Annotated in this window: 21 protein-coding genes; 3 read left to right on the top strand and 18 right to left on the bottom strand. The window is 64.2% G+C overall.

Features of this window, described 5'->3' with window-relative positions; genetic code table 11:
* Positions 1–9: 9 nt before the first annotated feature.
* The 9 genes from recO to rpoZ all read right to left on the bottom strand — a co-directional run bounded on the left by recO (position 10) and on the right by rpoZ (position 7,385).
* A complete protein-coding gene (gene recO, locus H2LOC_RS03375; RefSeq protein WP_136495101.1) occupies positions 10–738 on the bottom strand; it encodes a DNA repair protein RecO in 729 nt (242 codons plus the stop codon).
* Between the two features lie 9 nt (positions 739–747).
* Positions 748–978 carry a DUF1737 domain-containing protein gene (locus H2LOC_RS03370; protein WP_136495100.1) on the bottom strand — a complete coding sequence of 77 codons (231 nt, stop codon included), beginning with the start codon at positions 976–978 and terminating at the stop codon, positions 748–750.
* A 91-nt stretch (positions 979–1,069) separates the two neighbouring features.
* On the bottom strand, positions 1,070–1,993 hold the full coding sequence (gene era, locus H2LOC_RS03365; RefSeq protein WP_136495099.1) for a GTPase Era: 924 nt from the start codon (positions 1,991–1,993) through the stop codon (positions 1,070–1,072).
* Complete coding sequence (gene rnc / locus H2LOC_RS03360; protein ID WP_136495098.1) at positions 1,990–2,697, bottom strand: ribonuclease III; 708 nt, start codon at positions 2,695–2,697, stop codon at positions 1,990–1,992. Before rnc ends, era begins: the two co-directional genes overlap by 4 nt.
* An 11-nt stretch (positions 2,698–2,708) precedes the next feature.
* Entirely contained in the window at positions 2,709–3,464 is a 756-nt protein-coding gene (lepB, locus tag H2LOC_RS03355) for a signal peptidase I (RefSeq protein ID WP_136496977.1), read from the bottom strand.
* A gap of 87 nt (positions 3,465–3,551) precedes the next feature.
* Complete coding sequence (gene acpS, locus H2LOC_RS03350; RefSeq protein WP_136495097.1) at positions 3,552–3,950, bottom strand: holo-ACP synthase; 399 nt, start codon at positions 3,948–3,950, stop codon at positions 3,552–3,554.
* Positions 3,947–4,699 (bottom strand): pyridoxine 5'-phosphate synthase, encoded by a 753-nt coding sequence (locus H2LOC_RS03345; RefSeq protein WP_136495096.1) that lies wholly within the window; start codon positions 4,697–4,699, stop codon positions 3,947–3,949. The genes acpS and H2LOC_RS03345 overlap by 4 nt, the downstream gene beginning before the upstream one ends.
* 9 nt (positions 4,700–4,708) lie before the next feature.
* Complete coding sequence (locus H2LOC_RS03340) at positions 4,709–6,910, bottom strand: RelA/SpoT family protein (protein WP_136495095.1); 2,202 nt, start codon at positions 6,908–6,910, stop codon at positions 4,709–4,711.
* 88 nt (positions 6,911–6,998) lie between these two features.
* Positions 6,999–7,385: a DNA-directed RNA polymerase subunit omega gene (rpoZ, locus tag H2LOC_RS03335; protein ID WP_136495094.1), complete on the bottom strand. Its 387-nt coding sequence runs from the start codon at positions 7,383–7,385 to the stop codon at positions 6,999–7,001.
* Between the two features lie 401 nt (positions 7,386–7,786).
* Here rpoZ and H2LOC_RS03330 point away from each other — a divergent pair, with 401 nt between their 5' ends.
* Complete coding sequence (locus tag H2LOC_RS03330; RefSeq protein ID WP_154331559.1) at positions 7,787–8,404, top strand: LabA-like NYN domain-containing protein; 618 nt, start codon at positions 7,787–7,789, stop codon at positions 8,402–8,404.
* Between the two features lie 220 nt (positions 8,405–8,624).
* On the opposite strand, the gene smpB is transcribed toward H2LOC_RS03330, so the two are convergent.
* Positions 8,625–9,101, bottom strand: a complete 477-nt coding sequence (gene smpB, locus H2LOC_RS03325; protein WP_425487316.1) for an SsrA-binding protein SmpB — start codon at positions 9,099–9,101, stop codon at positions 8,625–8,627.
* 7 nt (positions 9,102–9,108) lie between these two features.
* Complete coding sequence (dapA, locus tag H2LOC_RS03320) at positions 9,109–10,002, bottom strand: 4-hydroxy-tetrahydrodipicolinate synthase (RefSeq protein WP_136495092.1); 894 nt, start codon at positions 10,000–10,002, stop codon at positions 9,109–9,111.
* Positions 10,003–10,253: 251 nt separating this feature from the next.
* Between dapA and H2LOC_RS03315 the strand changes: the two genes are divergently transcribed.
* Both H2LOC_RS03315 and H2LOC_RS03310 read left to right on the top strand, forming a co-directional pair.
* Complete coding sequence (locus H2LOC_RS03315; protein WP_136495091.1) at positions 10,254–12,503, top strand: lytic transglycosylase domain-containing protein; 2,250 nt, start codon at positions 10,254–10,256, stop codon at positions 12,501–12,503.
* 94 nt (positions 12,504–12,597) lie between these two features.
* Positions 12,598–12,912 carry a DUF6678 family protein gene (locus H2LOC_RS03310; RefSeq protein ID WP_246206964.1) on the top strand — a complete coding sequence of 105 codons (315 nt, stop codon included), beginning with the start codon at positions 12,598–12,600 and terminating at the stop codon, positions 12,910–12,912.
* Positions 12,913–12,977: 65 nt separating this feature from the next.
* On the opposite strand, the gene H2LOC_RS03305 is transcribed toward H2LOC_RS03310, so the two are convergent.
* From H2LOC_RS03305 to ccoG, 7 genes are all read right to left on the bottom strand, one after another.
* On the bottom strand, positions 12,978–14,489 hold the full coding sequence (locus H2LOC_RS03305) for a GGDEF domain-containing protein (protein ID WP_136495090.1): 1,512 nt from the start codon (positions 14,487–14,489) through the stop codon (positions 12,978–12,980).
* Between the two features lie 14 nt (positions 14,490–14,503).
* A complete protein-coding gene (locus H2LOC_RS03300; RefSeq protein WP_136495089.1) occupies positions 14,504–14,971 on the bottom strand; it encodes a hypothetical protein in 468 nt (155 codons plus the stop codon).
* A gap of 256 nt (positions 14,972–15,227) precedes the next feature.
* Complete coding sequence (locus tag H2LOC_RS03295; protein ID WP_136495088.1) at positions 15,228–16,331, bottom strand: hypothetical protein; 1,104 nt, start codon at positions 16,329–16,331, stop codon at positions 15,228–15,230.
* Positions 16,328–16,498 (bottom strand): cbb3-type cytochrome oxidase assembly protein CcoS, encoded by a 171-nt coding sequence (gene ccoS / locus H2LOC_RS03290; protein WP_136495087.1) that lies wholly within the window; start codon positions 16,496–16,498, stop codon positions 16,328–16,330. The genes H2LOC_RS03295 and ccoS overlap by 4 nt, the downstream gene beginning before the upstream one ends.
* Positions 16,495–18,726, bottom strand: a complete 2,232-nt coding sequence (locus H2LOC_RS03285; protein WP_136495086.1) for a heavy metal translocating P-type ATPase — start codon at positions 18,724–18,726, stop codon at positions 16,495–16,497. The genes ccoS and H2LOC_RS03285 overlap by 4 nt, the downstream gene beginning before the upstream one ends.
* Before the next feature lie 6 nt (positions 18,727–18,732).
* Positions 18,733–19,254, bottom strand: a complete 522-nt coding sequence (locus H2LOC_RS03280) for a FixH family protein (RefSeq protein WP_136495085.1) — start codon at positions 19,252–19,254, stop codon at positions 18,733–18,735.
* A gap of 69 nt (positions 19,255–19,323) precedes the next feature.
* Positions 19,324–20,778, bottom strand: coding sequence for a cytochrome c oxidase accessory protein CcoG (gene ccoG, locus H2LOC_RS03275; protein WP_136495084.1), 1,455 nt, complete (start codon positions 20,776–20,778; stop codon positions 19,324–19,326).
* Positions 20,779–20,880 lie beyond the last annotated feature (102 nt).

Raw genomic sequence — 20,880 nt, 5'->3', positions numbered from 1 at the left:
ACAAAGACCCTATAGCGTCTCCGCCATGATCGCCAGCAGATAGGAATTTCTCGCCGGCGGCATCGGCATTCCGCGCGGCGCAAAGACGTCGCGATCGAGAAAATGCCCCGAAAGCCGAAAGGCCGCCGCGAGCTCCGCGCGTTCCGGCTTCTCATATCCCTCTTCGCGCAGAAAGGCCGGATAGGCCAAAAGCCGGTCGCGCCAGGGCTCGCCTGCCTCCCGGCTCACCGCGCGGCCGGATTTGGGGGACACATAGGCGAGATCGTCGCGCTGCCCCGTGAGGACGCAGGCGTCGAGATCGAGACCAAAGCCGAGCGCCCCCAGCATCGCAATCTCGAACCGCGCCAGCAGGGCGGGCGCGTGATCGGCGCTGCCCAGCTGATCGGCGATGAGCCGCGCCATCTCGAAGAGATATTGGTTGGGGTCGCGCTCCGGCAGCAGCCGCAGCAAGGCGCAGAGCAAAGACACCCCATGCAGCGAGTGGCGGCGGTCGATCAGGCGCGCGGCGCGCGATTGCACCGGCTCGATCGTATAGGCGCCGAGCTGATGGTCGAGCCGCGCCCGCCATGTGGCCTCGACCTGATTGCCGGGTTGGAGCACGGAGCGCAGCGCCCTGCCCGCGCCGCCGCGCACGAGCCCGAGATGCCTGCCATGGGCCCTCGTCATCAATTCACAGATGACGGAGGCTTCGCCGTGGCGGCGAGCGCCGATCACCAGGCCTTCGTCCCGCCACTCCATGGGAGGTTCTTACACGTCGGACAGTTTCATATCCGCCTTGTATTCAAGGTCGTCGACGTCCTTGGTCAAGGCCTGCCCGCAGACCACCCGGCCCTTGGCGGAGTCGTAGGTCAGGGTCGGCGAGCCGTAGAGGGTCCATCCCATGCTGAGCGCCTGAGTGACGCGATGGCAGAACGAAACATCGTCCGGTCCGGTCAGATAGCGATATACGGTCAGGCTTTTCTTGGAACTGGACGACATCGGTCACACCCCACTCGGTCCGGCGCCGGCGGCGACGCCTTTCAAAACAAAGCGTAAATCTAGCTCGATTCTCTCCCCACGCAGAACGGGTTCATTCGTCCCTAGGAAAATCCAGCCCCATCTCGCGATAGCGCTCGGGATCGTCGGCCCAGTTCTCGCGCACCTTCACGAACAGGAAGAGATGCACTTTCTGCTCGGCCGCCTCGGCTATCTCCATGCGCGCGGCCTGGCCTATCGCCTTTATGGTCCGGCCGCCCTCGCCGATGACGATCTTCTTCTGCCCATCCCGCGCGACATAGATCGTCTGTTCGATTCGGGCGGAGCCGTCCTTCTGGTTGGTCCAGGTGTCCGTCTCTACTGTCGACTGATACGGCAATTCGTCGTGAAGGCGTTCGAACAGCTTTTCGCGGGTGATTTCCGCCGCGAGCATTCTCAGAGGCGCGTCCGAGAGCTGGTCCTCCGGGTAAAGCCAGGGCGAGGCCGGCATGCGCTCGCCCAACTTTTCCAAAAGCTTTTCGACCCCGTCGCCCGTGAGCGCCGAAATCATGAAGGTCTCTTCGAATTTCGCCTTGGCGTTGAACTGCGCGGTCAGCGCGAGGAGGCTTTCCCTCGGAACAAGGTCGATCTTGTTGAGCGCCAGCAGCTTGGGAGCCTGGGATTGCGCGAGCTTGCCGAGGATGGCTTCTGTTTCCTCGTCCAGCCCCTTGCGCGCGTCCGCCAGCAATACGACCACATCGGCGTCGGTCGCCCCCGACAAGGCGCTCGCCACCATGGCGCGGTCGAGCCGGCGCTTGGGCGCGAAAATGCCGGGGGTGTCGACGAGGACGATCTGGGCCTGCCCGCAGACGGCGATGCCGCGCACCATCGCCCGGGTGGTCTGGGCCTTGCGGGAGACGATCGAAACCTTGGCGCCGACGAGCCGGTTGAGCAGCGTCGATTTGCCGGCGTTGGGCGCGCCGACCAGCGCCGCAAAGCCGCATCTGGTCTCGCCCGTTTCTTTTGAACCCTGATTCATTCCCCGCCTTTATGGGTGTTGATTCCCTCTCGCGAGAGAAAAGCCTCGGCGGCGGCCTGCTCGGCGACGCGTTTCGAGGTTCCTGTCCCCTCGGCGGACGCGAAGCCGTCGACGTCCACGAGGACCACGAACTGAGGCGCGTGGTCGGGCCCGCTGCGGGAGCCCAGCCTGTAGGAGGGAGCGGCGAGCCGTCTTCCCTGCGCCCATTCCTGGAGAGTGGTCTTGGCGTCCTGAAGACGCCGGCCCGGCGTCGCCATGCAGCGGCCGAAAGCCGTTCGCACGATGCGCGCCGCGGCCTCATGGCCGCCGTCCAGATAGACCGCGCCGATGATCGCCTCGCAGACGTCGCCCAGGATCGCGTCCTTGTTTCTGCCGCCGGCGGCCGCCTCTCCGTCTCCGAGCCGGATGAACGGGCCTGCATCCCATTCCCGCGCGACCTCGGCGCATGTCTCCTTGCGCACAAGGGAGGCCAGCCGTCGCGACATCATTCCCTCGCTGTCGTCGGCGTAGGCGTCGACCAGCATATGGGCGACGACGACCCCGAGAACGCGATCGCCCAGAAACTCGAGCCGCTCATAGGACTGGGCTCGCGACGCGGAAGCGCTGACATGGGTGAGAGCCCGAATAAGCAAATCCTTGTCCGAGAAGACATGGCCGACCTTCTCTTCGAGAATCGCCAGGTCGCCGCGAGCCTCCTGCGCCATGTCCGGGACCGTCAGTGAGCGGATTTCAGCAGCCGATCCCAGCGCACGGACCAGGGCCAGCGCCAGAAAGCCAACGCAGGCTCGTCTTTCTTCACCGAGAAGAAGATGCGCTCGGCCCGGCCCACGAGATTTTCATAGGGCACATAACCGACGCCGCCGAGTTCGGGCGCAATGCGCGAATCGGTCGAATTGTCCCGGTTGTCGCCCATCATGAAATAATGGCCCGGAGGAACCACGAACAGTTCCGTATTGTCGTTTATGCCGTGGTCGCCCTCGACCTCGATGATGGTGTGCTCGACCCCGCCGGGCAGGGTTTCCTTATAGGTGGCGACGTCGACCTCATGACCGTCCCTCGCCTCGGTGCGGGCCTTGGCGACGGCCTCGCGCGTCACGATCGCATTGTTGATGTAGAGACGGCCGTCGATCATCTGGATGCGGTCGCCCGGCAGGCCGATGACGCGCTTGATGTAGTCGGTTTCGTTGTCGCGCGGCAGCTTGAACACGACCACGTCGCCGCGCTTGGGCTCCGATCCCAGGATGCGGCCGGAGAAAAGATTGGGGCCGAAGGGAATCGAATAATTGGAATAGCCATAAGCATATTTGGAGACGAAGACATAATCCCCGATCAGCAGGGTCGGAATCATCGAGCCCGACGGTATGTTGAAAGGCTGGAACAGCAGCGTGCGAATGACAAGCGCGATCGCCAGCGCCTGGACGATGACCTTTATCGTCTCAAGCAACCCGCCTTCGTCGCGCGTTTCGGCGATCTCGGCCTTCCTGCTCACCCGCTAATCTCCCTAGTGCTGGCGCGTCTTATCGTCGCGCGCTCCGCCCCTGCGGACGTTACATGCGCTCTAGCACGCCCCTGCGTCAATGAGAACCAGCGCCTGAGCGTAGGGCTCTTCGTCCGAAAGGGTCAGATGCAGCCGCGCCGTCATCCCGGGGGGCGTGATTTCCGCGAGCCTCGCGGCGGCCCCCCCGGTCAGCTGCAGGGTCGGCTGGCCGGTGGGCAGATTCACCACCGCGATATCCTGCCATCCCACGCCCTTGTTTATGCCCAGCCCCAGGGCTTTGGCGCAGGCTTCCTTGGCGGCGAAACGCTTGGCGTAGCAGGCGGCGCGGCCGGCTCTGGCGTCACAGCATTCGCGCTCCGCCTCGGTGAACAGCCTGTGCGGAAAACGCGCGTCGAAACGCTCCAGCGCATCCGCGATGCGGCGGATGTCGCAAAGGTCGGCGCCGAAACCGATGATCATGACGCCGCGCCGGCGCGGCCCACGCTCATCGCCGCGCGCATCCGCCGGATCGCCTCGGGCAGCCCGATGAAAATCGCCTCGCCGACCAGGAAATGACCGATATTGAGCTCGGCCAACTCAGGGAAAGCGGCGATCCGCCGAGCGGTGTCGTAGTCGAGTCCGTGGCCTGCGTGGACCTCCAGACCGCGCGCGGCGGCGAAGCCGATCGCTTTGCCGAGGCGGGCGAACTCCCGCTCGGCGCGTTCGGCGTCGCCGGTTTCGATCGCATGGCACCAGGCGCCGGTATGAAGCTCGACCACCGGCGATTTGATGGAGGCCGCGGCCTCGATGGCCTCGGCGCTCGGCTCGATGAACAGCGACACGCGAATCCCGGCGCGTTTGAGTTCGTCGACGAAGGGAACCAGGTAGTCATGTGCGGAGACGACGTCGAGCCCGCCTTCGGTGGTGCGTTCGGTCCGTTTCTCCGGCACCAGACAGACCGCGTGAGGCTTTATTTTCAGGGCGATGTCCAGCATCTGCCCGGTCGCCGCCATCTCGAAGTTCAGCGGCTTGTCGATCCACGCCTTCAACGCCGCCATGTCGGCGTCCTGGATATGGCGGCGATCCTCGCGCAGATGCGCGGTTATTCCGTCGGCTCCCGCTTCTATCGCGAGCTTCGCGGCGCGCAGGGGATCGGGCCGCGGCCCGCCCCGCGCATTCCTCACCGTGGCCACATGGTCGATATTCACGCCAAGACGCAGAGGCGCCATCGCCTTCTCCTAACCAATCATCCGCTCGACCTTGCTGACCAAGGGACTAGCGCGCAAGCGCGAGATAATGTCGCTGAGATGCTTCAGATCCGCGACTTCGAGATCGAAGGTCATTTCCCGGAAATCGGGAGAATGCGCGGTGAAAGCGATATTGTCGATATTGGCGCCGGTTTCCCCGATCAGGGTGGCCAGAGCGCCCAGCGAGCCCGGCTCGTTCACCGCCATGACCACGATTCGCGCCGGGAACAATTCGCGGCTTTCTTCGTCGAGATCCCATCGCACATCGAGCCAGCGATCGGGCTGATCGTCGAAATTGGTGAGCGACGGCGACTGAATCGGATAGATGGTGATGCCCTCGCCGGGAGTGAGAATGCCGACGATGCGGTCCCCGGGAACGGCGCCGCCCTTTTCGGCGAAGCGGACGGGGACGTCGCCCCGCAGGCCGCGAATCGGAATCGCCGAACCTTCGCCTGACCCCGGCACCTTGAAGACCAGATTGGCGTTGGCCTTGACGTCGAACCAGCCCGGTTCTCCCGGCCCCGCGATCTGCGCGGCTTTGCGCTCCTCGCTGAAATCGGGATAGACCGCTTTCACGACGTCGCCGGAGTAGATTTCTCCGCGCCCGACGGCGGCGAGCACGTCGTCCACCGAATTGCGCGCCAGCCGCGCCAGAACCCCCTTGAGCTTCTCGTCGGCGTAAGCCCGATTTGCGCGCGCGAAGGCGCGCTCGACGATCTGCCGCCCGAGCCCCGCATATTGCCGCCTCACCGCTTCGCGCGTGGCGCGGCGAATGGCGGCGCGGGCCTTGCCGGTCGCCACCGCCGCTTCCCAGGCGGCGGGAGGGATATGGCCCTCGGCCCTGACGATTTCGACTTCGTCGCCGTTCTGAAGCTGCGAGAGCACCGGCGAGATGCGGCCGTTGATCTTTGCGCCGACGGCCGAGTTTCCGAGCTTGGTGTGCACGGCGTAGGCGAAATCGATCGGCGTCGCGCCGCGGGGCAACGCGATCAGGCCGCCCTTGGGGGTGAAGCAGAAGACCTGGTCCTGGAAAAGCTCGAGCCTCGTATGTTCGAGGAACTCCTCCGGACTGTCGCCATGCGCCAGCAGGTCCAGGGTTTCCTGGAGCCAGCGATAGGCGCGGCTCTCCTTGGCGAGATCCTCGCGTCCTTCCTTACCGGTGGCGTCCTTGTAGAGCGCGTGGGCGGCGATGCCGAAACGGGCGATTTCATGCATATGCGCCGTTCTTATCTGAAGCTCGACGCGCTGGTGTCCCGGCCCGATAACGGTGGTGTGGAGCGAGCGATAATCATTCTGCTTGGGGGTGGAGATATAATCCTTGAACCGGCCCGGCACGCTCGGCCATTTGGTGTGGACGACGCCTAGGGCGCGGTAGCAGTCCTCCACCTCCCCCACGATGATCCTGAACCCGAATATGTCGGACAATTGCTCGAAGGAGATGGATTTGCGCTCCATCTTCCGCCAGACCGAATAGGGCGTCTTCTGCCGGCCCGTAACCGCAGCCTCTATGCCGCGCTCGGCGAACTCCCCGGTCAGCTCCTCCTCGATCTTCTTGATGATGCGGCCGTTCTTGGCGCGCAGATCGTGGAGTCGCTCCTCGATGGTCTGATAGGCTTCCGGGCTCAAATGGCGGAACGCCAGACCCTCGAGCTCTTCCCGGAGCCGCTGCATGCCGATGCGCCCGGCCAGCGGCGCGTAGATGTCCAGGGTTTCCTGCGCGATGCGGGTGCGCTTCTCGACCGGGACGAAGTGCAGAGTGCGCATATTGTGGAGGCGGTCGGCGAGCTTCACCAGCAGCACGCGGACGTCTTCCGCCACCGCCAGCAGCAGCTTGCGGAAGTTCTCGCCCTGCCGCGCCTGCTTGGAGACGAGGTCGAGCTTGTCGATCTTCGTCAGCCCGTCGACCAGCCGCCCGATCTGCTCTCCGAACAGCCGGTCGATCTCCTCGCGGGTGGTGCTGGTGTCCTCTATCGTGTCGTGCAGCACCGCCGCCACAATGGTGGCGTCGTCGAGCTTCAGGTCGGTGAGGATGGCTGCGACTTCAAGAGGATGCGAGAAATAGGGGTCGCCGGAAGCGCGGGTCTGCGCCCCATGGGCCTTCATCGCATAAACATAGGCGCGGTTGAGGAGATCCTCGTCGACATTGGGGTTATATTTTCGAACCCGCTCGACGAGTTCATACTGACGCATCATACGCGTTCAACCCGCAATCGAAGCCGGGCGTCGGGGACCTCCCGGCGCCAGGTGGGACCAACTCCCGTCGGCCGAAAGAAATCCGGCCTTATTCGCCTTCGTCCTCGACCTCGGCGGGGGGGACGAGACCTTCGAGCCCGCGCAGCAGATCTTCCTCGGTCATGCGGTCGAATTGCGCGTCGCCGGTGACTTCCGCGCCCGCGGCGGAGGAAAGCGCGGGAACCATCTCGCTTTCAGGCTCGTCCACCTCGACGTGGCGCTGCAGCGAATGGATGAAATCCTCTTTCATGTCGTCCGGAGTGAGCGACTTTTCCGCGATCTCGCGCAAGGCGACGACCGGGTTCTTGTCATTGTCGCGCTCGACGAGGATGTTCTGGCCAGACGAGATGAGACGCGCCCGGTGGGCGGCGAGCAGAACCAGGTCGAAGCGGTTTTCGATCTTGTCAATGCAGTCTTCGACAGTGACGCGCGCCATCTGCGACCAGCTCCGTTTTCTGGGGAAGGAATTGGATTGGTAATACATTTCCTACAAAGAGGCAATGCCTCTCCCGCGCGTCCGGGAAAGCAGTCATCAGGGCTTAATTTTGGCGCGCTTGGATAAAGATTTGGATTCAAAAAGCGAAATTGCCCCCTTGACGCCAGGGCCTCGGCGCCCGATTTGATTGTTGCAAACAGTCCCGAAGCTTTCGCGGCGGGGCGAGCGACGGCTTCGGCCCCCTTCGAGGACCTCGAATGGACGTCGACAAAGGCAACACACTGCCGATTGAAACCGCTGTCGCAAAGATAGCCGGGCTTAATAATCGGAATAGATCTCATAAGGTCAAATACGATTCATTAGCCCTTTTCGGACACCGGAACCACATGTGAGCATTAAAAATGGCAGATCAGGAACGGATTGCATTATTCATTGACGGAGCCAATCTTTACGCTACTGCCAAGTCCCTCGGATTCGACATCGACTACAAACGACTCCTCAGGGAATTCCAGAGCAAAGGCACCCTCATCCGCGCGTTCTACTACACCGCGCTCATCGAGGATCAGGAGTATTCCTCGATCCGGCCGCTCATCGACTGGCTCGACTACAACGGCTACGCCGTGGTCACCAAGCCGACGAAGGAGTTCGTCGATTCCCTCGGTCGCCGCAAGGTGAAGGGGAATATGGACATCGAACTCGCGGTAGACGCCATGGAGATGGCCGAGCATATCGACCATATGGTGCTGTTCTCGGGCGACGGCGACTTCCGCTCCCTCGTGGAAGCGGTTCAGCGCAAGGGCGTGCGCGTTTCCGTGATCTCCACGATCACGACGCAGCCTCCGATGATCGCTGACGAGCTGCGCCGTCAGGCCGACGAATTCATCGACCTCATCCATCTCGTCGGCAAGATCGGACGCGATCCGGGCGAGCGCGCCGAGCGGATGCAGCGCTTCCAGGAGCGCCGTCCCATGCCGCAGACTGTCGCCCCCGGCGGCGGCCACGACGACGGCGAGGAATAACGAGACTGCCGACGACGGCCCTCCGCCACATGCGGCGGGTCGATCATCGCAACAGGCTTCAGAGCGGCCGTCCGGCAGGACGGTCGCTTTTTTGCGTTGGGGACGGAGATCATCTTTCCGTGTGGCTATGGCCGCCCGACCTACCGTCGGATTCGCGAAACAGACGGCCCTAGGGCATGTTTCCAAAAAGTGCGAAGCGGTTTTTGGAAAAGAAACTGCTCTAGCCCTTATCCCTCAGCAGGCGGCCCTTTTCGCGGCTCCAATCCCTTTTCTTTTCAACTTCGCGTTTATCGTGCAATTTTTTGCCACGCGCAAGCGCTAGTTGTAGCTTCGCCCTGCCCCGGTCGTTGAAATATATGCGCAAAGGCACGATGGTCATGCCCTCGCGCTCGACCGCCTGAGCCATTTTGGCGAGTTCACGCTGCTTCAGCAGCAGCTTCCGCAGCCGTTTCGGTTCGTGATTGAAACGGTTGCCGGAGAGATACTCGGGGATCGTGGCGTTGACGAGCCAGGCTTCGCCCTTGCGGTCCACATGGGCGTAGCTTTCGGCGATCGTGGCCTTGCCGCTGCGCAGGGATTTGACCTCGGTTCCGGTCAGCGCGAGGCCGGCGTCGAAGGTTTCCCCAATCTCGTAATGGAAGCGCGCCTTGCGGTTTTCGGCGACGACTTTGTAATTCGTTTCAGTTTTTTGGCCCACTGGCGGTTTATTCCTCGAGCACGCCCGCATGAACCATGGCCGCACGAATGCGGTCCTTGGTGGCCTGTGTCACAGGAACGAGCGGCAAGCGCACTTCTTCCGAGACCTTGCCGAGCAGAGACAAGCCATATTTCGCGCCCGTGACCCCCGCCTCCAGGAAAGTGGCGACCTGCAGGGGAACGAGCCTGTCCTGAATCGCCAGCGCCTTTTTGAAATCGCCTTCCAGCGCGGCGTTCTGGAGATCGGCGCAGAGCTTCGGCGCAATGTTGGAGACGACCGAAATGCAGCCGTGCGCTCCGGCGGCCATGCAGGACAAGGCCGTTATGTCGTCACCGGAAAACTGTATGAAATCGGGCCCCATCGCGTCGCGCTGCAGGGAGATTCTTCCGACATTGCCGGTCGCGTCCTTGACGCCCACGATATTGCGCAGGTCCGACAGTCGCTTCATGGTCTCGACGCTCATGTCGATCACCGAGCGCGGGGGAATGTTGTAGATGAGGATCGGAATCGAGACCGAGTCGTTGATCGCCTTGAAATGCTGATAAAGGCCTTCCTGATTGGGCTTGTTGTAATAGGGCGTGACCACGAGAAGCCCGTCGGCGCCGGCGCGTTCCGCATGGCCCGCGAGAGCCACCGCCTCGCGCGTGTTGTTGGAGCCGGCTCCCGCGATCACCGGAACGCGGCCGCGCGCCGCCCTGATGGTGGCCGTTATGACGGCGCCATGTTCCTCATGCGATAAAGTGGGGCTTTCTCCGGTCGTTCCCACCGGCACGAGTCCGTGAGTGCCGTTCTCGATTTGCCAATCGATCAATGCGCGCAACTGCTCGAAATCGACAACGCCGCCCTGGAAAGGAGTCACCAACGCCGTGACGGAGCCATGAAAAATCGCCGTTTTGCTCATTATTTCAACGCTTTCCCTGCGCCTCACAGCCGCCGCATTCGCAGCCCATTGATTTCACCGTGTTGTCATAGCCGCTGGCCGCCCACGAGGAAAGAGGTCCCTTTGCATTAACGGGGTTTCCGGCGCGACAAATGGCCCCGACGCCATGGCCGGGAAACCCTTCAAAAGCCGCGTTCTGGAACCGCGGGCTTGGTTAGCCATTCGTAAAGAGAAAAGAGGCAGAATTTTTGTTCGCACGGGAGCGCGGGTTCATGAGATTCGCCTGGCCTTTCAAAACCAAGACTCGCACGGCGCTCGGCCTTGTCGTCGGCGGCGCGGCTTTGTTCGCCCATTATGCCCCGGAGCACAGTCCGCCGGCTCGATCCGACGCCCGCTTCGAGCCGAATTTTGCGGCCCTGGAGCCCTTTGGTCCGCATAGCTGGCGCGCGAAGCCGCAATCGCTTCGCGACGCACTGCGGCGGCCGCTCGACCTCGAGCCGGCCCTGGAGCAGGACGCCGAGATATCGTGGGCTTCTCCCCTGCTCGCCTATGCTTTTCAAAAACAGCGTCTGGCCGAAACGGAAAACGGAATCGAGCCCAAGCTCGATCCCGCCATGCTGGTGGGCGACGACGCCCAAGGACTCCTGCAGGCCATAGCCTCCTACAAATCGGGCGACTTCGCCGCGGGCGACGCCGCAGTTTCCACGCTGAAGACGAAACTTGCCGCCGACGCCGCCAAATGGGTCGGATTCCGCACGCGGCCGCGTGAAGCCGGCTTCGCCCGGTTAGACCGGTTCATCGTCGAACATCCCGACTGGCCCGCGCAAGATTGGCTGACGCGCCGCGCGGAAGAATCCCTTTTCGGCGACCATGTCTCAGACGCCGCGGTCAAAAGATTTTTCGCGCGAAGGAAACCCCTCTCCCCCAGCGGCAAGCTGGCCCTGGCGCGGGTCTTTGCGCGCGAGGGCGATTTCCAGAGCGCCGGCGCGCTGGCCCGCGAGGTCTGGCGCGAGGGTGATGTCGGCGAGCAGATGGAAGGAAGCATCCGCAAGGAATTCGGAGAGCTGCTGACCGTCGCCGATCATAAATACCGCGCCGACCGCCTGCTTTACGCCGAGAAAAACACCGCGGCGCTACGCGCGGCGGAGCTCGCGGGCAAGGATGCGGTCCTGCTCGCTCGCGCGCGGGCCGCGGCCAACGACGACGCCGCGAGCGACAAGATTTTCGCCGCCGTGCCGCCCGAGCTGCAAAAAGACCCGGGGCTGCTTTTCGCCCGGGCGCACATGCTGCGCAAGCATGAGAAAATCATCGAGGCCGCCGCCGTTCTGCTGACCGCGCCGCGCGCGCCGGAGCTGATCGTGGACGGCGACGCCTGGTGGACCGAACGCCGGCTCGTCGCGCGCAAGCTGCTCGATCTCGGGGACGCCGGGGAGGCCTATGTGCTGTGCGCCCAGCATGGCGCCCGCAGCGTGAGCGCGAAGGTCGAAGCGGAATTCCACGCCGGCTGGATCGCCTTGCGCTTCTTGAGCGACCCGGCCGCGGCCGAGCGTCACTTCGACGCCGCCGCCGCGATCGCCGAAACGCCGATCCAGAAGTCTCGAGCACTCTATTGGCGCGCGCGCGCCGCGGAAGCACGCCATACGCCCGAGGACGAGTCCGTCGCCCGCGCCTATTACGCCGAGGCGGCGACGCATTCGACCACATTTTACGGACAGCTGGCGCTGGCGCGTCTCGGCTCCGACGCCTCTCCCTTAAGGCCGGCTCCGACCCCGGCCGAGGGCGACGCACGCGACGAGTCGGTGCGCGTGATCGAACTCCTGTTCGCCGCTGGCGAGAAAGAGTCCGCCGTCACCCTCGCCATGGAGGCGGCCAAGCATCTGACCGGCGACGAGCAGCTCGCCGCTCTGGCCCAGACCGCAGCGCGCGCCCGCGACGCCAAAATGTCTTTGACTCTCGGCAAGCTCGCCTCCTATCGCGGCGTCCCGCTGGACGACATCGCCTTCCCCACTTATGGCGTGCCGCAATTCGCCACTCTGCCGGGTTCGGCGTCGCGCTCGATCGTTTACGCGATCGCCCGGCAGGAAAGCGCCTTCGATCCTCATGCGGTTTCGAGCGCCGGCGCGATGGGATTGATGCAGATGATCGCGTCGACCGCGCGCAGCACCGCTCTTCGCGCCGGCGTCGGCTTCGACCTCCGCAGAATGCTCAGCGAACCCGCTTTCAACGCGCAGCTCGGCGCGGCGCATCTCGGAATCCTGCTCAATGAGCACAAGGGATCCTATCTTCTGACTTTCGCGGCGTATAACGCGGGCGGAAAGCGGGTCAAGGAATGGATCGACGCCTATGGCGATCCGCGCCGCGCCAATATCGATCCGATCGACTGGGTGGAGCGCATCCCGATCTCCGAGACGCGCAACTATGTGCAGCGCGTGATGGAGAATTTCGTCGTTTACCGCGCGAAATTCGCCGAGAACGAGACCCGCAAGCCGCAGGTCGAACTGGCGCATGCGGAGATGCGCTGAGCCGGCGCACTACCCGCTACGACAAGCTTGCAAACAACTTCCTGTCTGCAGTAGCGCCGGCGACCACGGTCCCGCTCCGGCTTTGAGGTCCGGCATGCTCAATCCGGCGATGAACAACACGAAGTGGGACGAGCTGCGGCTAGCGATGTACGCGATTACGCCGCCACCGTCTTGGAGCGCGCTTTCCACGAATGGGTATCGCTCGCCGCCAGATCGAGAGTGGTTCTATCACTTCAGAGAGGGTGGATATGAGTCTATCCTCTACGTCGACATCCGCGTAGACGGTCCGAACCAGCGGGAACTTGTTCGCTCAGCCCTGAAGAAGGTGCATGTGCCCGGCGAGGAGTCGCCGGAAGGCTTTCGCGTGTTCGGCTACATCACGGACGGCCAAGCGGCCGCGTTCCTATAAACTGCGCTTGCGGCTCGATTGAGTCTGGACCATAGCGCGCGGGAACTGTTCCACTCGAGAAGGGATTACGCCGATATGGGCGCGTTCAACGCAAATCCGGCCGCGCTTTCGACTCTGTCCCTGCCGCGGTTTTTCGCGCGATAAAGGGCCCGGTCAGCCGCCGACAGCAGCGCGTCGAGATTGGGCCCATCCGTCGAGAAATCGGCGACGCCGATGGAGATGGTGACTCTGATCTCGCCGTCGTCGCCGACCGGCAGCGGCGCCTTCGACACGAGACGCCGAAGCCTTTCGGCTACGGCTACGCCCTCGTGCGCGGCTATGCCCGGCAGCAGCACGGCGAACTCCTCTCCGCCCATGCGGCCGAAAATATCGCCGGCGCGAAGGCTTCTCGAGATGAGGCGGCAGCTGTGGCGAAGGACCTGGTCTCCGGTGTGATGGCCGTAAGCGTCGTTGATCGCCTTGAAGTGGTCGAGATCGAGATAAAGCAACGAAATCGGCTCGTTCTTTCTTTGCGCTCGCGTGAGCTGAAGCTCGGCCAATTTCATGAAATAGCCGCGGTTATGGACGGCTGTGAGAGCGTCGAGGTGGGCTTCCTGCTCGAGCGCCGCCTCCAGACGGACGCGCTCAGTGATATTATTGACGATGCTGCGCGACATCACGAACCTGCCGTCGGCGTCCCTCACGCAATTCGGCGTAATCGAGATATCGAAAAGCGTACCGTTCTTTCGTCTGGCCTGAAACCGCGTTTCGGTCTCGGGGGGCGCGGACGCGCCTCGAACCATGGCGCTGAAGCATTCCATGAATCGCTTCGCGGCCTCGGGCGAAGACAGAAACTCGGGGTATTTCCTTTTTCCGATCACCTCGTCTCGGGAATAGCCCAGCCAACCGAGCTCCGTGTCGTTCATCAGCAAAACAGTGCCATGCGGATCGAGCGAGTGATAACCGCAGGGCGCATTGTTGTAGAGATCGACGGCGAGCTGAAGAATGTGCTGCTTTCGGTCGCGCTCCTCGCGGAGTCGAAGCAGGGCGACCGCCAGCCATCCCGCGGCAACCCCCAGGAACAACAGATTCGCCCTCGCCTCCAGCCCGAGATGCGCGAGCGATATCGACCCCGAGACGAGATCGTCCGGAATGAAGGCGGCGGCCCTGAACCGGTAATCGTTGCGTTTGCCGCCGGGCGCCGAGCCGATGCTCTTGTTGGAGTCTCCACTCCATACGACGCTTTCCAGGCCGTTCAGCGGGTAAACCGTCTTGTAAACCAGCGTCCCGGCCTTGGTCTTGACGACTCCCGAGTCGCTCCCGGGGAAAGACGACAATGTCTCGGAAACATGAAGCGGAGCCGAGCAGGCCGCCGCGCAGAGAAGCTGCCCTTGCGAATTGAAAAGCATCAGCTCGACCGCGGGGGTTTGCGAGCGGATTTCCTCGAGACGCTGGAGGAATGTGGGCGATCCGACCCCGAACAAGAGATAGCCGAGCAGCTTCGCACCCTTGTAGAGAGGCGTTACGAACTGCAGTTTAAGCCCTCCCGATCGCGACATGTCGAAGGGCGTGACATAGACCTGCCGCGGACCCAGCATCGGAGCCGCGGCCTTCAAGTATAATACAGGTAGCGATCGCCGAACGCGTCGGACTCGTTTTTGACGGAGTGAAACAATTCGATTCCGTCGGTCGAGACGATCCGGATCGAGTCGTATTGCGGAAATATCTGCCTGAGTTCGTTGCCGTAGCGACTGAGGCTATGGACGTCGAGCGAACCCTTGCTCTCGCTATTTTGCCCCCATCTGAGCTCAAACAATATGGCGCCGTGGCGAACATCGACCGAGTAGCCCGCATATTTGCGCTGCATCGCGCCGGCCAGCTCGGTGAGATGCGTTTCCGCGATTTCGATATGCCTTGATTCCGACTGGGTGAATTCGTCTTTGTAGTAAACCCAAAGAAGCGCGCACTCGGCGCAGACGAAGGCGGAAAAGAACCCGATGAAATAGATCAGCAGACGCCATTTCTTCGGCGGCGCCGAGCGCATGGACAGGGATTCCAATCCTACAGCAATCCGCTTCATACTCTTCTCACCGCAATGGCTTGAAAACCCCATGCGCCTTGCGTGGTCAAAGAGCAGGACGCCGTCCTGCTTCCGGTCGACGCCCAGCCGCCAACCCTCTCCGAGGCCGAACCCCAAGCCTATCCCTGCAATGGTTTAAGACATGCCTTATCGAATCCCGCACCCACTGAGGCGAGGAGTCGCATTGGGCTGAAGAAAAGCTTGCAGTCACAAGCTTTTGCGCAGCGACAACCAATAATTTTTGGCTAATGCGCGCTCACGTCAGCGCGCCGAGGGCCGCTGCGCCGAGCAGGCAGAGATCATGCAGAGCCAGCGCCGCGCGCGGCGGCCTGCCGTATTCATGCAGCAGGCGGATCGCGCCGATATTGACCAGCGACCAGCCCCCGCCGATGGCGATGAGCGCGATGGAAAGGCTCGCGACCGAGGCGCCCGCGTGCAATACGACCGCGGCGAACGACATGATCGTCAATCCGCCTACAATGGCCCCCATGGGCGGCAGAATGGAGGGCCAGCGCGCCACGACCGCCGCCGGTCCATACATCGCCAGAAGATGCCAGGACACGGCGGCGCCGATGAAGCCGCGCGACGCGGCGCAATGGGCGAGATTGAGGGGGCCGTGAAACATGCCGCCCGACATCAGGAACCAGGCGAGCGCGGCGGCGAAAGTGGCGACCCCGAAGCGCCACGACAAAGCGGCGTCGACCACGGACTGAGGCGCCGCCGACACGAGCGCGTGCGGCAAGCGCGTCGAAAGCCAGAGCGCCCCGACATGCAGCAGCGCGGCGCCGACAAACAGGGGCGCCATGCCGTCGCCGAAGGCCCCGGCGAGCCCGATGACGGCTGGAGCGCCGCCCGCCGCGGCCGCTCCGCCGGCGAAAACGAGCAGGCCTCCGCGCGCCGCCAGCGACGAGCCGCGCGCCGCGATGTGGCGATAGAACAGGCTGAACCCCTGCGCGAGGCCGAGCCAGAAAGCGCCGAGGCACAGCGCCCCGAAAACGCCATGGGAGACTCCCCAGGCCGAAAGCAGCCCTCCGGCGACGCCGAGGCTGGCGCCCAGCGCGAAAGCCGACCGGCGTCCGAAAGCGTCGATCAGCAGCGCCGCAGGGAACGAGGCCAGCGCCGCGCCGATCAGCAGCAGGGCGTAGGGCCAGCCGATCCTCCCCGCCGGGGCGACGCCGTTGCTCGCCTCCGGCAAAGCCGAAAGCACGAGCGCCTGGGCCAGGACGGCGAGGCCGAAGCCCGCCGCGAGGCGCCACAGATCCCGCACCTCCAGCGCGTCTTCGCCGCGTGCGGAGGGCCCGCAGACGCAGCTCAATTCGCCTGGCCGCATCGGCAGCTCGTCATAGTCGCGCGCGCTCATGCCGAACCTCCGAGGTCTTCGTCGGCAAGGTCGTCGTTGGAAAGAACCCGCGAGGCGGCGCCGTCGAGATCGTCGTATTGCCCGGTGTTCAGCGACCATAAAAAGGCCAGCAGTCCGACAAAGCCGAGCGCCACGGCCAAAGGCACCAGAAACAGCAGTATGGTCATAGTCTCGCCTCGCCGAAGTCGGAATTCGCCGCTCCCGCCTTTCCGGACGCCGTCCCGCCGGCGCGAAGCGCATTGAGCGTCACCAGCATGGAAGACCCCGACATGGCCGCAGCCGCGATGAGCGGCGTCAGAAAGCCCATCATGGCGAGCGGCGCCGCGATGGCGTTGTAGACCACCGAAAGCGCGAGATTGGCGCGCATGATGCGCTTGGCCCGCGCGCTCGTCTGCAGCGTCGCCGTGACGGGCGCCAGACGCTCTCCGAGAAAAATAGCGTCCGCCGCCGATTGGGTGAGATGGGTCGCGTCTATCGGCGACATCGACGCATAGGCGCTCGCGAGCGCGGGCGCGTCGTTGAGCCCGTCGCCGACCATCAGCGCCCTGCGGCCGGACCGGCGCAATTCCTCGAGCAACGCGACCTTCTCCGTAGGCTTGAGCCCGCCATGCCAGTCCTCGACGCCGAGCGCGACGGCGACCGCCTCCACCGCCGCGGGCCGATCGCCGGAGAGGATCACGACGCGGAAACCCTCGCGCAGCAGAGAGGCCGTCGTCTCTTCGGCGTCGGGCCGCAACGCCTGCCGCAACTCGAACAAAGCAATTCTCTCGCCATGCCTGAAAGCCACGAGCGATACGTCTGGATCGAGCGGCCCCAGCGCCGCCGCCTCGGCTCCGAGCCCGCAATAGGCCGGAGAGCCCAGCCGAGCCTCGAGTCCGCGAGCCGTCGCCCGCACGCCCTGTCCCTGCTCTTCGGTTATCTCGGAGAGAGCGGCCGCGCCGGGCCGGGCGGAGGCCACGGCCCGCGCCAGAGGATGGCTGCTGCCGCGCGCCAGGCCCGCCGCGAGATCGAAAAGCTCGGAGTCGATGTTGGCGCCGTTGACGACGACGGGATTGGCGGACGTCAGCGTTCCGGTCTTGTCGAAAACCACGGTGTCGACTTCCGCGAAGCGCTCTATGGCGTCGGCGGCGTTCAGCAACACCCCGCCGCGAAACAGCGCGCCGCTCGCGACCACCTGCACCGCCGGCACGGCCAGCGCGAGCGCGCAGGGACAGGTGATGATCAGCACGGAAATGGCCGTGACCAGCGCATCGTGAAACGACGCCCCGAGCGACAGCCAGAACAGGAAGGAGCCGAGCGCCGCGAGATGCACCACCGGCGCATAGAATTGCGATACGCGATCGGCCAGACGAACATAACGCGAGCGTGAGGCCGTGGCTTTTTCCAGCAGCCGCTCGATCTCGTCGAACAGCGTTTCGCCGCCTGCCGTTTCGACGGCGATAATAAGGGCGCCGCTGTGGTTGAGGCTGCCCGCATAGGCGAGGTCTCCCGGCCCGACCGGGCGCAGGGCGGTTTCGCCGGTAATGATGCTCTGGTCGAGCGCCGACGCTCCGGAGGCGATCACGCCGTCCGCCGGCAGACGCTCTCCGGGCCTCGCCAGTATCCTGTCGCCGCGCCGGAGATGCTGGGCTGGAACCATCGTCTCGGCGCCGTCCTCGGACAGACGGCAGGCGACCGGCGCGCGAAGCGCGGCGAGATTGGCGGCCACCGCGCGCGTCTTGCGCCGCATCGCCGCATCGAGATAACGCCCCAGCAGCAGGAAGGTGAGGAGCATGATCGCGCTGTCGAAATAGGCGTGCTCGGCGTGGACCAGCGTCTCATAGACGGACATGCCGAGCGCGAGCAGAACCCCGAGCGAAATCGGGACGTCCATGTTCAGGCGCCGCGCCCGGAGCGCGGAGAAAGCGCTCTGGAAGAAAGGCTGGCCGGCGAAGGCGGCGGCCGGCAGGGCGATCAGTCCAGAGATCCCGTGGAACATGTCCCGCGTGGAGGGGTCGATGTCGGAACCCTCGCCGATCCAGACCGAGGCCGAAAGCAGCATGATGTTCATCGCCGCGAAGCCTGCGACCGCCAGACAGCGCAACAATCGCTTGGAGGCTTCCTGCTCCGCCTGCTCGCCCTCGGCCAGCTCGAAAGGCCGCAAACGGTAGCCCATGCGCCGCAGGCGATCGAAGGCGCCGGCGAGATCGAAGCCTTCCCCGCGCCATTCCAGGAACAGGCGGCGGTTGGTGTAATTCACCCGCGCATGGGGCAGGCCGGGCAGGCTGCGCAGGGCCGACTCGATCTCGCCTATGCAGGCGGCGCAGGTCATGCCCTCGACAGCGGCCTCGAACCGCAGGGTTCCGTCCTTGCCGCGGGTGACGAAAGCTTCGTGATCCAGAACGGGCGCGTTCATGTGGCCTCAGTCGATCTGCACGCGGTTGCGCGAGCGAAAGGCTTCCCGCCCCCCCTGCTCCGCGGTGAGCACGAGCTCCCGCGCGCCGGGAGACGCTGTGAAATCCGCCTCATAACGGCCGGGGGCCGTCTCACGCAGGCTCAGCGCCTGGTCCCGCTTGCGATCCGCCGGGAATTCCAGCCGGGCAGAGAAAACCGCCCCGGTCGGCTCCGCCCCTTTGGCGTCATGCGCGACGACGACGATCGTCGCCTGTCCGGCGGCGCGGCGCTGCAGCGAAACCTCGACCTTCCATCCGCGCGCCGCCTGCTCCCGCGCGTCGGCGATGTCGCGGTTATAGGCGAGGCCGCGCTCATAGGCGTGCTGCTCGACCTCCCCGCTGAAGGTGGTGACGGCGAGATAGGCCATCACGCCGTTGACGGCGAAGACGACGCCGAAAAACCCGAGGAAAATGGCGAGAATCTTCCAACCCGTCAGCGATCTGCCCGCGCTAGGCTTCGCTTCTTCGGGAACGAGATGACAAGACGACATATGCGTTCTCCTTCGGGGGCTCCTCCCTTGCCTGGGAAGGAAGGAGCGGCTCTTCGCCAGTCGGGCGGCTCAAGGCCACAAAAAGGCGTCCCTGGCGGTCACGCTGCGGCCGGTTTCAATTTCCCGCATCGAGAACTCCAGAGGAAGGGGTTTCCTGTCCGCCGGCCCGCCGTGGATCGTAAGCAGGATGCGCGCCTCGCGGGTCTGATCCGCGCCCACGTCCAGCACGATGCGTCCCTCGGCGTCGCGCGGCGCGCCCACCGCCTCCATCTGCGCCCCGGCCGCGCCTGCGACTTCGAGCACGAAACGACGAGGCTCGGGATTCATGTTCGCGACATGGATCGTATAGGCGTTGCGGACGCCCCCGTCGCTCAGCTTCACGGTGAGCGGATTGCGGTCGTGCAGCACGGAGAGATGCAGGTTTGCTCGGGTCGCCAGAGTGAAGATCATAAAGCCGCCGATGCCTGCGATCAGCGCAGCATAGAGCACCGTCCGCGCGCGGATCGGCTTGTATATCGCCGGCTGCCCGCAAGCGCGGCGCTTGACGTTCATTTCCGTGTCGTAGCCGATCAGGCGCGGCGGACGGCCGACCTTCTCCATCACCCCGTCGCAGGCGTCGATGCACAGGCCGCATTGTATGCAGCCGAGCGAAGCGCCCTTGCGGATGTCGACGCCGGTGGGACAGACTGCGACGCATTGCCCGCAATCGACGCAGTCTCCCGCGGGCAGCCCTTTTGCGCGCAGCGCGGCGGCCTGCTTGACCGACTGCCGAGGTTCGCCCCGGTCATAACGATAAGTGACGTTGAGGGCGTATTCGTCGGTCAGCGAGGCCTGGATGCGCGGCCACGGGCACATGTGGAGACACAGACCCTCGCGCATCACCCCGGCGAAGACATAGGTCGTGAAGGTGAAGATGCCGATCCACATATAGGCTTCGCCGCAGCCCGGCGCGAATGTGGCGAGCTTGTAGACCAGCGTGGGCGCGTCGGCGAAGTAAAGCACCCAGGCGCCGCCCGTCCACCAGGCGATCAGCAGCCACAGAAAATGCTTCGTGAGTTTTTCCCGGATTTTCTGCGCGGTCCAGGGGCCCGCGTCTTTGCGGATGCGGTCGCGGGCGTCGCCCTCGATCCAGCGCTCGGTCATGATGTAGAGATCGGTCCAGACGGTCTGCGGGCACATATAGCCGCACCAGATGCGCCCAGCGACGGCGTTCATGAGAAAGAGCGTCAGCGCCGCGATGATCAGCAGGCCGGTGGCGTAATAGACCTCCTGCGGCCAGATCTCGATGAAGAAGAAATAGAAGCGCCGGTGCTGCAGATCGAGCAGCACGGCCTGCGACGGCTCATTGGGGCCGCGGTCCCAGCGCACGAACGGCAGCAGATAATAGACCGTCAGCGTGAAGAGCTGGATCCCCCATTTGATGCGGCGGAATTCGCCCAGGACTTTTTTGGGATAGACCTTGTGGGGCGGCGCTACGATCGGTTCATGCTCGTCGCCGTCGGGCGCAAACTCTGCGGTCGACATCAACGCCTCTTACATGTTCGAGTTGAACGGCCCCGCCACGCCGAAGCGGCGCGGCGGCGCCGGGCGCATTCCGCCAAAGCGGACACGCCGCCTTGGCGATGA

Origin of the sequence: Methylocystis heyeri (assembly GCF_004802635.2) — a bacterium.
In the GTDB taxonomy this organism is placed as follows: Bacteria; Pseudomonadota; Alphaproteobacteria; order Rhizobiales; family Beijerinckiaceae; genus Methylocystis; species Methylocystis heyeri.
The sequence above is the reverse complement of the archived record's forward strand: the minus strand, read 5'-3'. Positions and strand labels throughout refer to the sequence as shown.